The sequence below is a fragment of the Salegentibacter sp. 24 genome (assembly GCF_004362395.1).
Lineage (GTDB): Bacteria > Bacteroidota > Bacteroidia > Flavobacteriales > Flavobacteriaceae > Salegentibacter.
The window spans coordinates 60,793-76,485 of sequence record NZ_SNWE01000007.1 but is presented as its reverse complement, the minus strand read 5'-3'; the positions used below and the strand labels follow the sequence as shown (position 1 = coordinate 76,485).

Genomic DNA, 15,693 nt, shown 5'->3' with positions numbered 1-15,693 from the left:
TTTTTGATGAAAATCGATCTTATTGCCGGAGCCAGGCCAAATTTTGTTAAGATAGCTGCCATTATTCACGCTATCGAAAAATCAGAACATCCTATTAAATATCGTTTAATCCATACCGGCCAGCATTATGACGAGTCTCTAAGTGGTAATTTCTTTAGAGATCTTAGTATACCAAAACCTGATATTAATTTGGAAGTTGGGAGTGGTTCTCAAGCTGCTCAAACCGGCGCAATAATGATTGCTTATGAAAAAATCCTTATAAATGAAAAACCCGGGCTTTGCCTAGTGGTGGGAGATGTTAATTCCAGCATGGCTTGTGCCATCACAGCGAAAAAAATGCAAGTAAAAGTGGCTCATGTCGAAGCCGGATTACGTTCTTTTGACTGGAATATGCCAGAAGAAATAAACCGTATTTTAATTGATAGTATAAGTGATTATTGTTTTACCACTACATTAGAAGCGAAGCAATTACTTTTGAACACAGGTAAAGAGGAAGACAATACATTCTTTGTAGGCAACACTATGATAGATACCTTATTGAATTTTAGAAATAAATTTCGCAGGCCTTCAATTTGGGAAAAATTGAAACTCACAGAAGGGAATTACATTATTTTAACCCTTCACCGACCCGGTAATGTTGATGAGATCAAAAACTTGGAAATTACAATTAAAACTATTCTTGACCATTCCAGAAACCTCCCTGTAATTTTTCCTGTTCATCCCCGAACAGCAAACATATTAAAATTAAGCACCTGCCAAAATGAGAATCTCTATATTGTTGAGCCTTTAAGTTATTTGGAATTTAATTATATGGTAGAACGAGCAAAAGCAGTAATTACTGATTCCGGTGGTATTACCGAAGAAACTACGGTTCTTGGAGTACCTTGTCTATCCGTAAGGAATAGCACGGAAAGACCGGAAACTATCAATGAGGGCACCAATGAGTTGCTTGGAACTGATCCTTTAACTATTGCTCCAACCTTAGAAAAGTTGTTTAATGGTAAGTGGAAAAAAGGAAAAATTCCTGAATCTTGGGACGGTAAAACCGGAGGAAGAATAATTAAAATATTAAATCGTCTTTCTTTTTGCTTTTAATTTGAGTATAGGTCTTAGAAATGGATAAATCAAATAACCTGTTTTGTACTTTATTTTCTCCCATAAATCAGCTTTACTTTTGTCTAATATTAATTTTATTATTCTGTAAGATTTTAAATCAAAACCTAACCGCAAAAAAAAATTTTTTATCTCCGAATTAATCAAATTTTTAGAAGCTAGATTACTTATTATGAGTATAGTGGCATTAATTTTTGAATTTACACGAACCGGATTATTATTGTGAAATTCCCCTGTATTTGAATTAGGATGTTTTCGATTATAGTATAGCACCTTATCCAGAGAAACACCAATATAACCTTTTGCTAAAATTCGACTGTAACACTCCCATTCCTCAGCATACATCAGTTTCTCATTAAATCGCTCCTTTTCAAAACATTCTTTTTTCCACATTACACAACACGAGGCGAAAGGAATTTTCCCAGTAATCATTTTATGGAGATCCGACAGCTGAAATAATAAAGGACTAATCTTTTTTACGGGATTAAATTTCTTATCAAAATGCGGAGTGACAAAAGGCATTTTATTATACCTGCAAAAATTCCATTCGTTATTCTGCAACACTTCGAGACAAATACTAAGATTCTCTGGATGAACAATATCATCATCATCAAAAAAGATTAAATATCTTCCCCGCGCAAAATCAAGACCATGGTTTCGAGATCCTGATAACCCTTTATTGTAATTAAACGGTCTCTTCAAGTAAATAAAACGGCTATCCTGGACTGCCAAATTTTCTATCAGCTCTTTTGTTTTGTCCGTGCACCCATCATCTATCACCAAACATTCCCAATCCTTAAAACTCTGATTTCTAATAGAGATTAGAGTTTCTCTGATATAATGAAAACGATTAAAGGTTGCCATTATAATAGAGACTTTTGGTCCAATTTTAATCTGGGATTTCATCATTTTAATTCTCTTATAAAAATTTTCTCAAGAATCGTCTGTAATATTTATAAGCTAAGAAACGCAATTTATATGCAGGGTTTTTTAAAAGAAGTGGGGAAGGATTAATTGGATTGGCTTCTCCCAATTCTATCATCTTATTTATTCTGTGGGTATGCTTCTCGTCTTTTCCATAGAATCGAGAATACCATGCGTGATAAAGAAAAACCTTGTTATTATGATTCATTAAAGCAGTTGTCTCATCATGGTAGGGATTATTTGCCTTTAAATAATAAATTTTTTTGTTCTTCCTTAATAACCAAAAGAAAAAACAATAATATTCTTCAAACAGGCTATTCCTTCTATAGTTTTTATATTTGAGATTTTCAAGATTCCAGGAAAACTCATTATTTCGAATAAATTGATTTTGCAAAATCTCATTTTGATCAAAAATTTTATAAATATCTTTTAAGTTAAGAATACTACAAAATGTATTAATAGAATGAGGACTAAAATTCCTCCATTTTATTTCACCTCCATCACGCATTCCACAGGCAGTATAATTATTTACACTCATAAAATGAATAAGTGCAAATAGATTCTCTGCCGAAGAGACAACAGCATCCTCATCAACCATTATCAACCATGTAAGGTTTTTGGTCCTTAATTTTTTAAGAATAAATAATAAACTTTTTAAACCATAAAATCGATTGCGGCCATCTATAACGTATCTAATGACTTCGGGTGGAAAACTATGGGATGTTTTTCTATAAAGCTCCCAGTTGTTAACTGTAGTGACTATTGCTATCTCCCCCTGTAACTTCAATTTCTTTATTTATTTGGTAGTGTATTATCTTTTAAAAAACTAGATGGTTCATCGTTTTCACCTTTGTGAATGAATACAATATTGTGATAAAAATGAATGGAAATAATATTCTTATCAAAATAAGTTGGCTTATATCCTGGTTGGATAAATTCGGAATAATTTAATCCATGAACTAATTTTTTAAAGTAATTGATAGCAGTATTACTATCCGTTAAATCTCTACTATTCCCGCCATACCAGGGCCAATAGGAGCATTGTAAATCTTCTACAACATATATTCCTTCGGTTTTTAGAATGGGGAATAAAAACTGGAAAGTTTTAATAATATCCGAATTCATATGACTACCATCATCAATAATAATATCTATATTTCCTATGTTTTCGGTCAATTGTTTTAAAAAGGTTGTATCAGTTTGATCACCTTTAAAAATCTTTATGCGGTCCTCCTGAAGAGAAGATTTATCATAGATGTCCAAGGCATAAATCTGGCCCTTTCTAAAATAATCTTTCCACATCCTTAAAGAAGCACCTCCCCTATGAGACTTTTTATAACCTCCTACCCCTATTTCGAGAAGGTTAATTTTTTCCTTTCTGAAACTCTTGAAATGTTTATGATAATGAGGAGTATAAAAATGGGTGCCCCATTTATCACATTGATGAATTTTTGCCAAACGACTAAGGTCCTTTTTATAAATAAAGCCCTTAAAACTAAAGTATTGCTTTCTGAAACTCGAATGCATGTATTCAGGTATTAAATTTTTCAGGACTTTTTTTAAAATCATATAAGTTATTATTAATATAAGCTTCTGAGAAACCTTACAGGGCTTAAAACAAAACGCCCGATTTTGTAATCCATTTTTTTCTGAACTCTCTTCCTTGCTGCTTCCTCCTTTTTTAATTCATTTATCAAGTAAGTTATAGTTTCAGAAAATCTGTCTTTATATAGATCTGAATGCTTTTCAAGAATACAATTCAACAAATCATACCTATTCTGATTTGCAATACTAGTTTTGGATTTTTTTTTCATTCGATAATGAAAAAGCACTTCAGGAATTACAATTGTATTACCCCCATCCTTATGCAATCTTATAAAGAATTCCCAGTCTTCCCATCCATCTTTCATTGATTCATCGTACCCACCAACTTTTCTCCAATCTTTTTTTAAAAACATAGAATTACTTAAAGCCGAGTTCCGATATAAGAAATTTTTGAGTTCCCCTCCAGCCGGCTTATGAATTTGGTAATTAGTACTATCAATAAACCATTTTGCGTAACATGTGACCAGACGGACATTATCCCCTGTCTGGAAGGCCCTCAATGCCTTTTTGCAAAAACCTGGCTCAAAAAAGTCATCACTATCCAGAACCAAAATATAATCACCAGAACTTTCTTTAATACCGGCATTTCGCGCTGCGCTAACGCCGAGATTGGTTTGAGTAATTATTTTATTTATTTTACTGCGTAAGCTTTGTAGAACTAGCTTGGTTTTTTCATCTGATCCATCATCTACTATAATAATTTCTAAATTTTCCAGTTTTTGAGAATAGGCTGATTCTACCGCTGTTTCTATATACTTTGAATCGTTATAACAAGGAATGACTATACTAACAGAAGGAAGAGAAGATTTCATTTAATATTCTTTATAATCTAACCCAATTTGGTGGAATTAAATCAAGCGTTTCTTTTTCTTTTTTATTATTCGCAAACCATCTTTTTGGTGCAATCACAGTTTTAGAAATATTGATATTTAAATAAGCAGCCCACCAACTAAATGAGCTATTAGCTATAATATTGATTTGACAATTACTCATTAATAACATATCGATCCAACCGTTTTTCCCTCTATTAAAATTCACAAAAGTTTTATGGAAAGGTAAATTTTTAAATTCTTTCTTCACCCACTCAATGTCATCAGAAAAAAAGAACAAATTCAAATCACTATGTTTTTTACTGAGGAGATCAAGAGCCTTTAAATAATAATTTTTATCACATAGACCATGATATTCTCTAGTAACAGAATCCTCAGCGTAATCTCCCCTTCTTACATGAATAGAGACCGAATTACTCTTTTTTAATATTTTACCCATAATTTCCTTATTTCTGTCATCCAAATTTTCAATAGGAAATTTAAAGATATCTTTTAATAAGATATCATAATCCTTGAAATACTTATAGCTTTGAAAATAACCAATTAAATATATTGGTGGCTCTCGCTGAAGTAGGTTTTTATCCCAGTAAAATTTACCTTCTCTATAAGTTTCAGGATAGTTAAGGTTTAATTTTTTTCGTAATTTATCTAAAAAGGATAATTGCAAAAACCTAGAAATATCCTCTGGCTGTGCTTCAGAATACTCCAAATTAAAGATATCCAATTCAAATTCTCTAACAGTATGATTGCTGAACATATTAGTAGACTTATAAAATTCTTTATCCAGGAGAAGTTTAGAGTTTGTTTTATAGCTTAAAACTTGAGCAACGGCAAACTGGAACATTTGATTTCCCAAACCACCACTTAATTTTATAATAATATTTTGCTTCTTTGTACTTATCTGCCCAGGTGTTTTAAATGATTTTATTTTATTAGGCATCCTTAAATTTTCGTTTAAATTGTTTAATCTTTTTTTCGATTTTGAATTTTAAGAAACTCTTAAACGAAATAAGGGGGTAAATTTTTCTGGCCCTTTCCTCTGAAAAACAATATGGTTCTAAATTTATTTGGTCTTCTGAATATGTGATTTTCTGTAAGTCGTTTACTTTCTGAGAGATAATAACTTCTTCCCATTCAAACCCTTGAAAGAAATAATTCTTAAAATTATTAATCGTTTCGTAGTATTTAAGTTCGCAGGATATATTAAAGAATTTTTGAATTGCATTAAAATCTTGTAATCCACTCTCTTTTTTAGTCATCCAATAAATTACTCCCATATTCTCAAATAAAAATAATTGGTGCTCAGGAAAATTATATAAGTAGTCATAATACACTGTGGGAAACTCTAAATATCCTTTGCGACCTACCCTTTGTACCTCTTTCAGAAATTCATCTGCATCAGGAACATGCTCAAGAACATGTGAACAAATAACATAATCGAATTCTTTATCCTCGAATGGAAATTTTCCTCCATCATAATATACTATTTCCTTATTAGTATTCAATAAACCAACATTTCCCGATTGTGCAATTCTTTCTCTTTCATCCTCATAATTTAATTCCAGAAATATATCTGAGCGAGGATGAGGTGTGGCACCAGGTCCAACTTCTAAAACTCGATCGGTTGGATTAATGGACTTTATTCTATCTGAAAAAAACATATTATTTTCGCTTATTAATCAATGAAATTTTAATCAACTAAGGCATTATAAACTTCTTGCCAGGTTTTATTTATTTTTTTTTGAGCAAAATTCATATCAACATACTTCACAGCTGCCTGGGACATCCGATCTAGAAGTTGATCATTTTGAATTAAGGTTTTTATATAATTCATCATTATCCTTGTATCACCTTCAGGTGCTAAGAAACCGGTCTCCCCATTCTTAATTGTATATTTCACTCCTCCTGAATCAAAAGCGATAACTGGCAAACCACTTGCCTGTGCTTCAGCTGTGACCAAACCCTGGGCTTCTTTAGCATTACGAGGACCTGCAACCGAGGTCATTAAAAAAATATCATGGCTCTTTAAAAGATCCCGTACTTCCGACCGTGACTTCTCTCCTATCATTGTCACATAATTTTCCAGATCATACTTTTTTATTAATTGCGAAAGAAAATTAAATTCGGGTCCATCACCTACTATTGTATATGTAAAATTATAGCCACTATCACGTAATATTTTTGCTGTTTCAATTCCATAGACCTGGCCTTTTAACTTATCCAATCTACCCACCGTTATGATTTTAAATATGTCGGTTCTCTTTTTTTGATCCGATACTATGAAAAATTCTGTATCAACACCCACTGGTATTACCTTTATTTTTTCCTGTGGCGCATTATATTTTAAAAGTAAGGTCTTTAAGTAGGGAGTATTTACTGTTAATATGTCTGCGTTTAAAAATAGGTTATTGTAATAATTTAATTCGTGTATTTTATTGTTAATTGGAAAGTGGAGGTCATGACCATGAAACGAAACAATTAGTCTGGATTTTAAAACTCCAGTTTTCTTAAGTATATCGAGTGGTTTTGCATTGGTACCATATTGCACATGAATTATATCATAATCCGTAAGCTTTTTATAAAAATGAAATTTATAAATGTTAATCAATTCAAACTTACGGTGCTCCTTTAAAAAATTAAGTAAGGGACGTAGCCGATGTACATTTCGTATAATTAAAATCAAGCTTTTAATGATTCTAAAAAATTTACTGGAAGGAATTTTATAATTTGAAATTATAAGTTTATTCTCGAGCTGTAGTTCTTCTATAAGGTCTTTATGTCGGCTATTTTTAAGATAGTTTGTATCCTTCAAAAGTATCTTTACATCATAACCACAAGTTATTGCGGTGCCAATTTGATTTACCAGGAAGGTTTCATAACTTCCGGGAAAAGTCCATAATTTAAAAAGTATGGATCTTTTCATTTTTTAAACGAAGTTAATTCATACTTCTTCAAACCTAACTTTTCCAATACTATATAAAAGTTTCTAATATATTTACGATCAAAATTAATTCTACCCTTAAGAAAATCTTTCTCCTTCTCAATCTGATCTGGAGCTATATCCTTTAATTTCTTATAAAGGTTATTTTTAGCTCTTGCAACATAAGGATTTCGCTTTTGTTTAGAACCCTCCAAAACATGGTTTGCGATAAGCTTCCAACTTGAAATAAAACTATCGATTTTTTCTTTAGTTGAGATCTCGCTGAGCTTATCATTATTATCATACCTATAAAAAACCTCGGCTGTTTCTGTATAAATAATGTTAGACGAGTTCAAGATAATACGAGTCATAAACTCCCCATCATCGTTATTGCTTAAGTCTTCATTCCATTCACCTGCTTTTATTATCAATCGCATTGGAATAAGATAGTTATGAATAGGAAGATATTCATCGTGCAATCCAAAAATACTTAATAAGTTCTCACTATCTTTGAAATTTCGAAAGCTATGGTAGTCTTTTTTAAATCTTTTATAGAGATCATTACTATTTTTAAACCAACCCCATTTACAGATAAATAGGGATAGGCCTCCTGGTTTATAAAATTTTACTTGCTCTTCCAGCTTGGTTCTTCCTAAAAGGTCATCTGAATCTAAAAACTGAATTAATTCTCCTTTAGCTTTTGAAAGACCAAAATTTCTGCAAGAACTCGCTCCTTTTTGTTTTGTTTCAGGTCTGCAAAAAAACTTAATCCTCTCATCCTTTTTTAAATAAAATTCTATCAATTCTTGGGTGTAGTCTAAAGACCCGTCATCTACCACAATACACTCCCAATTCTTATAAGTTTGAAGAACTACAGATTCTAATGTTTCACTCAGGAAATCATGGCGATTATAAGAAGGTATGATTATAGAAACTAATTCTTTCATCTTATTTTATGATGTTTCTTTTAAGACGTTTATATGTTTCAAAACTTATCTTCTTCTTTAATATCGCAATAACTCCATACAAAAGAAGCTCAGCTGATAATTTTAAGTTGTATAATAATACTTCTGGGATTAAAAAAAACAGAATTCTAAATGAATTAGAATCATGATGATTTTTGATACCCTGAGAAAACAGTTCTATTAATTCAGCATAAAGATAATTAATTAAAACTCTATCTTTTAAACTCAAACTTCTTTGAAAGTTTTTGAGAATCACACTAGTTTGTGAGGACTTAAAGGATGGTATATAATCTTTATTCTTTTCTGTTTTAGTATCAGCGTGTTGCCTGTATAGAAACAAGCCGTAAGGTATGAGGTCGTATTCATTTCTTTTTAAAGAATAAAATATTCGACTAAAAAATTCAGCCTCCTGTCCTCTACTTAGACTCTCATCAAATAACTTCGTTCCAACCAAATAAGATCTTCGAAACATTACCGAATTGGTAATTATCTGTGAATGCCATAAAAGATAATTGTGAAATATTCTTTCATCTTGGATAATTTTCATTCGCCCCGTCTTTTTTAGAAATTCATTTGTGAAAATCCCGGAACAAATAACCAGTTTTTTTAGTTTTTCAAATTTCTTTACCTTTTTCTGAAGGAATTCCGGTAGCATCACATCATCATCATCAAACCAATTTACAAATTCCCCTTTACTCAATTCAAAACCATAATTTCTACAGGCATTTGCTCCTTTTGGTATGTCTTTAGGTCTTTTATGAAATTCAATCCGGCCGTCCCTCTCGCTATAAAATTTCAATAGTTCCTCTGTATAATCGTTAGAACCGTCATCTACTATGAGACATTCCCAGTTTGAATAGCTTTGTGTAATCACAGATCCTATGGTATCACCGATAAGGTGAGCCCGATTATAGGTGGGGATTATGATTGAAACCAAAGGCTCCATTAAAAATGATTTTTGCACAATTTAAGAATCTTTCTTAAAGGATGAAGTTTTAAATAAATGATTTAAACTTTAAGAGTTTTTTCTATCAAATCATCAAGTACCTTTATATGCCTATTCAAAGAAAAATTTACTGAGATATTATCTTTTCCGTTTTTGCCCATTTTTTTTGCCAGGCTATTATTCTCAAGAAGTTCCTGCATTTTTTTACTCATTCCAACTACATCATGTTCTTCAACTAATAAGCCGGTTTTTCCATCGATTATTACATCCGTTATGCCCGCATGTTTTGTTGAAATAACAGGCAAACCCGCAGCTGAAGCTTCAAGGATTGCTAACGGAGTCCCTTCACTATCCCCGTCTTCAGCTGTTATACTATGTTGTACCATTGCCAAAGAATACTTTAAATATTCTATATATTGGTCTTTAGAGATAACACCAGGCATAGAAATATTTTCATCCAGCCCGTAGTAATGTATGAGGTTCTTACAGGTATTCCATAATTCCCCATCCCCTGCTAGTACCATCCTGGCTTCTGGAAATTTCTTTTTAATTCTAATAAATGAAAGAATAAGGTAATATGGGGCTTTTTTATCTGTGAACCTCCCAATAGCTATGAATTGCTGTTTTTTAACAGTTGGTTTAACTTCTAAAAAGTCTTCACGTGGACCATAAACATTAAAAACAAGTTTAGATTCCGGGCAGCCCATTTTAAGCAGGTCCCGGTACATTTGGTTCGAAACTACTACTACATAACTTGCGTAATCAAACAGTTTATAATAACTCTCATTTGCCTTAATCAATTCTTTCCTTGAGGCATCGAAGCCGTGAAAATGAACAATTATTGGAATTTGTAATTCTTTACAAATAGGAAGAAGAGCTTCTCCGGTAGTTCCATATTCGGCAAAAACCAGGTCTATATTGTTTTTCCTGAACGAAGTAATTACCGCTTGCTCTGCTAATGAAAAACGGTTCAGCCTGAAATGGCCTTTAAAAATATCGAGAATTCGTTTACTACGTGAATTAATTACCACTCCGCCCTCTAATTCTGTAGGTACTTCTCCATTGTAATAATAAAAAATGTTTCCATTTAACCTTTCCTTGTGGGCCTGGATAAAAGTTTCGGAATAGGCATTTCTGGAAGGAGAGATAAGGGCTATATTCATTTATAAAATTATTTTTTGGCTACACCTTTGATTCCCGTAATCATTTGTCCTTCTTTAAACTGCACTTGTTTTGGTCTATCCAGTTTAATTAAATACTTAATAACGGGTTTTAAAAGACAGGAAAGAAATTTGCGCTTGCTCGCAGACAGGGGACTTCTGCGAACCCATAAACCCAGCATTTGGGCAATGGAAGCATGCCATCCACCTGTGGCCTTAAGCTCTACTTCTTTAAACCCACTATTCTTAAAATGCCTTTTCAAAGCAAAAGGTGTGTATCTATATTCATCATTTGGAACTTCATGCAAGTTCCAAAGAAAAGGTACGGTAAAAAAGAAAATGCCCCCTGGTTTTAATATTCGATGTATTTCTTTTAATACAATTTCAGGCTCCGGGCAATGTTCTAAAACCTCTGTTCCAAAAGCACAGTCAAAACTTTCACTTTTAAAGGGCATAGATATCCCGTCCCAGGTGAAATCAGGTTGGATATTAGCATCATAGTCACGTGCTGTTTCAATATCAAGACCGGTGTAGGTTACAACTTTAGAGTGATTTAATATGTATTCTTTATACGGCATCTTTCCGCAACCTATATCTAAAACTGAACCTTGAAATAACGGTAAAGCTTTTTTTAAAGCGTTAAAAATAGAAGTTCTTATATAATAAATATCAAGATTTGATTTTTCAAGCTGTATGTTTATAAAATCACTTTTCATTTAATTTTGTTCTGGATTCTTTTGATTAAATGACTTAGTCTGCTTTCATTGCATTGTTTTAGCTCATTTTTGTGATAACTAATAATAGCTGAAATCGTAGTTATATATTGAAAATCAAATTCTTTGTTTAAATTCTCAAATAACTCAATTCTACTTGTATGGTAATTAATTAAACTTAACGAATTTGTTACACCTCCCTCATTTTTTCGGTAAACACTCATCGGCTCGTTAATGAAATAAAGCAAACCGTTGGAAGCAATTAATGCAAATAAGGCCATATCACCACTAACAATGCTGGTGAACCATTTGGGTATCAATAGGTTTTCTCTCTTAAATAAAAATGAACTGGTATGAAATAAAGATAACTTTGAAAGAGTGTCTTCTATGGTGAAAACACACTTTGTATAATCCCTCCAAAGTTTTTCTTCAATTTTATTTATTTCATCTTTTATGTAAGTACTATGAAAACAACCTTCATAACCCTCATTCTCCTCCAAAAAATCAACCTGTTTTTGAAGTTTTAAAGGATCTGTCCAGTAGTCGTCACCTTCACATAAAGCGATGTATTTCCCTCTTGCTGTAAAAAGATTATAAATAAAATTAAATCGCCCTGTGGGGGCGCCGTTTATTTTAATATTATTCTCTCTGTGATGGAGAAAGAATCTAATTTTCTCAGGGTATTTTCTGGCATATTCCAAGCAAATTTCTCTTGTACCATCAGTACTTTCATCATCCCCTAATAAAATCTCAAAGGGAAAATTGGTTTTTTGCATTAAGATTCCATCCAGACATTCTTTGATGTAATTTACGTGTTGATAGGTAACAATAGACACGGACACCAACGGTTTTTCAACGGAAGAATTTTTAAATGAATTTACCTCCTTTTTTTGGTAAGCCTTTAAAAAGTCTTGGATGGTCATTAATTTTGCTTTAACAATTTTGCAGGTATTCCCACATAAGTCTTTTGACTATCACAATCTTTGTTCACGAAAGCCATTGCCCCTATGATAACATTATCCCCTATTTGTATACCATGTTGAATTACAGCATTTGTACCTATGAAACATTTTTTTCCAATTTTGGCTCCACCTATTTGGTTCATCTCATCATCTAAGTTATTTGTCATAACACGAGGGCTGAAATAACAGTCATCTCCAATCTGAACACCTCTAGCTAAAATAGATTCATATCTGAGTGTAACCCTATCCCCAATATTACAATACCCAGAACTTGAAACTTTTGAATCGATATAACAATCTGCTCCAATTATGGTATCTTCTCTAAGCTCAACATAACTTTTTATAACAGTGTTTTTACCGATTTTTACTCCTCTCTTCAATAAACAATAATTTTCAATTACTACATTTTCTCCTATTTCCACATCATCTTCAATTATGCAGAATAATCCAATTTTAACGTTTGGTCCTAATTTTGCACTGGATGACACTAAACTATTCTTCATCTTTTATATTTCTTAATGTAGCTGGTACTCCTTTGTTAATATTTCTTTTTTCCTTTTTAACTGGTCTTGCTGGCACACCAATCAAAGTAGAATTTTCCTTTTCAAAATTTTTATTCACCATTGCTCCTGCCCCTACTATGGTTCCTTTTTTTATAACTGTTTTTGAGGAAATTATAGCCCCACTTCCTATAAAGGACCTTTCTTCTATTTTCGAATTACCAGCAACACAAACGTTATTAGATAAATGTACTCTTTCAGAAATTATTACACCATGTCCAATTTTAGCTCCTGGAGCAATAACCGTTTGATCACCAATTCTTGTATCCTCATTTAAGGAACCTCGGGCTATTGCACTATTAGCACCAATAATACAATTTTCACCTATAGTAACACCTCCCAATTGTGGTTGATTTACTCTATTACCTTGGCCTTCAAAAACCCAAGCAATTCCACGAACGCCAATGGAGCAATTTGATTCTATTATGGTATTTTTACCGATTTTACAGTTATCATTAATAACAGTGTTGCTTTTTATTATAGAATTATCACCAATCTCACTTATTCCTATTACAACGAAGGAATCAATTTGAACATTTTTACCAATAATTGCTTCATTGTGGATTTTTGAAGATGAACATACTTCTCCACTAGAAACCTCCTTAAAATACTCATTTAGAATTTTATAAAAAACAACTTGGGGCGATTCATTTATTTTTAAAATGACATTACCATTAAAAGGTTTATTAATAAAATCTGTTAGAATAATAGAATCTGAAAAATTGGGGATATCATTTGAAGCTTGTAAAAAATAAAATCCATTTTTTACAGGGTTATATATAGAGGCAACAATATAATTTTCCTTGGCATCGCCAATAACCTGGAACGGAATACCATGTTTATTTAAAAAAATTTTAATATCAACAAAAGAAATTTTCACTAGATTTAATTTTAAGAAACTTCATTTACTAATAAACAAACTGTTTTTAGAATACTCTCATCCAAATTACTATAATTTGGCAAACAGAGTACCTTTGTTGCAATTTTATCAGAAACAGACTTTTTCTCAGAATCGAGATACGCTAATTGATTCAAACTAGGATAAAAATATCGTCTGGGAAATATTTGATTTGCTTCCAGTTTCTTCTTCACTTTTAAAAGCATTTCCTCATCCTCAAATAGTACCGGGTAGTAGCTGTAATTCCAGGAAGTACCTTCCCTTATTTTAACTGTTTTAAACTCCGGCAAATTTTCTCGATAAAACTTAATAACCCTCTTTCTCTCGCTAACAATCTCATCTATATAAGGTAAAACTGCTAGTCCCATAGCTGCCTGGAATTCACTCATTTTAGCATTTATACCCAAACCTTCAAAATCTTCCTGGCCTTTATGTCCAAAATTATGATGGTAATATAACTTATAGTGCAAATCGGGGTCTTTAGTAATCAACGCCCCTCCTTCTCCGGTATGAAAGATCTTGGTGGCGTGAAAACTGCAGATGCTTACGTCACCATAATTAAAGATAGAAGTTCCTTTATGTTTTACCCCAAAACAATGGGCAGCATCATAGATCACTTTTAGGTTATGCTTTTTAGCTATGGCATCAATGGTTTCCACATTACAAGGGTTGCCATACACATGGGTTGCAAGAATAGCCGAAGTCTTGGAGGTGATCGCAGCCTCAATTTTGGTTTCGTCTATAGTCAAATATTCGGGGTGAATATCTACAAAAACCGGAGTGCAATTTTCCCAAACAATACTCGAGGTTGTGGCTACATAGGAAAATGAAGTTGTAATGATCTCACCGCTTAGTCCCAGGGCTTTAATAGCTACTTGTAGAGCAATGGTACCATTGGTAGTAGCAATAAGGTTGGGGACTGCTAAATGATCTTTTAATTTTTCTTCCAACTCTCTTACCAAAACGCCACGGTTGGTAACCCAACCAGTATCCCAGGCACGGTCTAATATTGCCTGATATTCAGCTTTAGGTGGTAAAAAAGTTTTGGTTACTGGGATCATTTATTGTTTTTTTGGGGTATTGCGAAACAAATTGTTTCTTCAGCATGAATGGAAAAATGATCAATAAATATTTTATAATTCAAGTCTAAATTCATTATCCAAGTTGGGACAGTTGCAAAATCATCCAGGCTGTGATAAATGGCTATAGCCAATTTAGGTTTAAATCTCTTAATTGTATTTATAGCCCCTTCTAAAGCCAATTTCTCTGCCCCTTCAATATCCATTTTAATATAATCGACTTTTTTAATAGCATTTTGCTTCACAAAATTATCTATTGATTCTGTAGTACAATCACCAGCTTGTTCTAAAAATGATTCAGAGGAAACTTTACTCCCTGGGCCATTATCAAAAAAGAAAATGGAATCACCCGCCCGGTCAGTAACAGGGTGTGGTATTAATTGGATGCGCCTATTTAATCGAGGATTTAGTAAAATATTTTTATTGAAAATTTCAATATTACCAGGTATAAATTCAAAGGAGTAAACTTTTCCCTCATCACCTACTTTATCAGCAAAATAAAGAGCAGTATCACCCCAACAGGCCCCAAGATCAAAGACCACATCTCCCTCTTCTGCACCCACAACAGTTTTAGCTTTTTTTTTATAAGCATATTGCTCAAGGATAAAATCTACGGCAATTCCTTTTTCAGTAAAAAAGAATTCAATATCATACCCAATATCTTTCAAATCACTCTTTTTTAATAAAAAGTGAAGAAATTGCGGATCTAAAGTAATATTCCAGTCAATTAGGCTTTTCGCTTTCTCAATTGCCTTCCAGTACTCAGCATTATTCCTGGGCAACTTAACCTTCCTGAAACCAAGAACTCTAAATGCAATTAACTTCACATAAAGAGATTTGTCTTTTTTGGAAAGTGACTTCCATGTTTTCTCAAAGTGAGGCAAATATTGTTTCACAAAATCATCAAAAATCTGTTTCTGGGAATCAGGTAAAGGTATAATTGAAGCTTTCAATAAATTTTTGATCCCTTTTTTGCTTAGCAATTCTCTTCTACCCTCCTTTTTATTCAATGGTAATG

The 15,693-nt window shown here is 32.6% G+C and carries 17 protein-coding genes; 1 reads left to right on the top strand and 16 read right to left on the bottom strand.

Annotated features, from left to right (window positions below; all coding sequences use genetic code 11):
• Positions 1-6 precede the first annotated feature (6 nt).
• Positions 7-1,095: a non-hydrolyzing UDP-N-acetylglucosamine 2-epimerase gene (gene wecB / locus DET49_RS06655; protein ID WP_133547324.1), complete on the top strand. Its 1,089-nt coding sequence runs from the start codon at positions 7-9 to the stop codon at positions 1,093-1,095.
• On the opposite strand, the gene DET49_RS06650 is transcribed toward wecB, so the two are convergent.
• From DET49_RS06650 to DET49_RS18445, 16 genes are read right to left on the bottom strand one after another with little or no spacing between them, the layout of a single operon-like run.
• Positions 1,069-2,022, bottom strand: a complete 954-nt coding sequence (locus DET49_RS06650) for a glycosyltransferase family 2 protein (protein WP_243729553.1) — start codon at positions 2,020-2,022, stop codon at positions 1,069-1,071. The genes wecB and DET49_RS06650 overlap by 27 nt on opposite strands.
• 10 nt (positions 2,023-2,032) lie before the next feature.
• On the bottom strand, positions 2,033-2,824 hold the full coding sequence (locus DET49_RS06645; RefSeq protein WP_133547323.1) for a hypothetical protein: 792 nt from the start codon (positions 2,822-2,824) through the stop codon (positions 2,033-2,035).
• 5 nt (positions 2,825-2,829) lie between these two features.
• Positions 2,830-3,606, bottom strand: a complete 777-nt coding sequence (locus DET49_RS06640; protein ID WP_133547322.1) for a class I SAM-dependent methyltransferase — start codon at positions 3,604-3,606, stop codon at positions 2,830-2,832.
• A gap of 11 nt (positions 3,607-3,617) precedes the next feature.
• Entirely contained in the window at positions 3,618-4,454 is an 837-nt protein-coding gene (locus DET49_RS06635) for a glycosyltransferase family 2 protein (protein WP_133547321.1), read from the bottom strand.
• Between the two features lie 10 nt (positions 4,455-4,464).
• A complete protein-coding gene (locus tag DET49_RS06630; RefSeq protein WP_133547320.1) occupies positions 4,465-5,412 on the bottom strand; it encodes an alpha-1,2-fucosyltransferase in 948 nt (315 codons plus the stop codon).
• Positions 5,405-6,133 carry a class I SAM-dependent methyltransferase gene (locus DET49_RS06625; RefSeq protein ID WP_133547319.1) on the bottom strand — a complete coding sequence of 243 codons (729 nt, stop codon included), beginning with the start codon at positions 6,131-6,133 and terminating at the stop codon, positions 5,405-5,407. Before DET49_RS06625 ends, DET49_RS06630 begins: the two co-directional genes overlap by 8 nt.
• A 29-nt stretch (positions 6,134-6,162) precedes the next feature.
• Positions 6,163-7,395: a glycosyltransferase gene (locus tag DET49_RS06620; RefSeq protein ID WP_133547318.1), complete on the bottom strand. Its 1,233-nt coding sequence runs from the start codon at positions 7,393-7,395 to the stop codon at positions 6,163-6,165.
• A complete protein-coding gene (locus DET49_RS06615) occupies positions 7,392-8,339 on the bottom strand; it encodes a glycosyltransferase family 2 protein (protein WP_133547317.1) in 948 nt (315 codons plus the stop codon). The genes DET49_RS06620 and DET49_RS06615 overlap by 4 nt, the downstream gene beginning before the upstream one ends.
• A gap of 1 nt (position 8,340) precedes the next feature.
• Positions 8,341-9,321 (bottom strand): glycosyltransferase family 2 protein, encoded by a 981-nt coding sequence (locus DET49_RS06610; protein WP_133547316.1) that lies wholly within the window; start codon positions 9,319-9,321, stop codon positions 8,341-8,343.
• A 44-nt stretch (positions 9,322-9,365) separates the two neighbouring features.
• A complete protein-coding gene (locus tag DET49_RS06605; protein ID WP_133547315.1) occupies positions 9,366-10,466 on the bottom strand; it encodes a glycosyltransferase in 1,101 nt (366 codons plus the stop codon).
• A gap of 8 nt (positions 10,467-10,474) precedes the next feature.
• On the bottom strand, positions 10,475-11,179 hold the full coding sequence (locus tag DET49_RS06600) for a class I SAM-dependent methyltransferase (RefSeq protein WP_133547314.1): 705 nt from the start codon (positions 11,177-11,179) through the stop codon (positions 10,475-10,477).
• Entirely contained in the window at positions 11,176-12,099 is a 924-nt protein-coding gene (locus tag DET49_RS06595; RefSeq protein WP_133547313.1) for a glycosyltransferase family 2 protein, read from the bottom strand. The genes DET49_RS06600 and DET49_RS06595 overlap by 4 nt, the downstream gene beginning before the upstream one ends.
• Complete coding sequence (locus DET49_RS06590; RefSeq protein ID WP_133547312.1) at positions 12,099-12,641, bottom strand: DapH/DapD/GlmU-related protein; 543 nt, start codon at positions 12,639-12,641, stop codon at positions 12,099-12,101. The genes DET49_RS06595 and DET49_RS06590 overlap by 1 nt, the downstream gene beginning before the upstream one ends.
• Complete coding sequence (locus DET49_RS06585; RefSeq protein WP_133547311.1) at positions 12,631-13,578, bottom strand: DapH/DapD/GlmU-related protein; 948 nt, start codon at positions 13,576-13,578, stop codon at positions 12,631-12,633. Before DET49_RS06585 ends, DET49_RS06590 begins: the two co-directional genes overlap by 11 nt.
• Positions 13,579-13,589: 11 nt before the next feature.
• Positions 13,590-14,657, bottom strand: coding sequence for a DegT/DnrJ/EryC1/StrS family aminotransferase (locus tag DET49_RS06580; RefSeq protein WP_133547310.1), 1,068 nt, complete (start codon positions 14,655-14,657; stop codon positions 13,590-13,592).
• On the bottom strand, positions 14,654-15,343 hold the full coding sequence (locus DET49_RS18445) for an FkbM family methyltransferase (protein ID WP_166636555.1): 690 nt from the start codon (positions 15,341-15,343) through the stop codon (positions 14,654-14,656). The genes DET49_RS06580 and DET49_RS18445 overlap by 4 nt, the downstream gene beginning before the upstream one ends.
• Positions 15,344-15,693 lie beyond the last annotated feature (350 nt).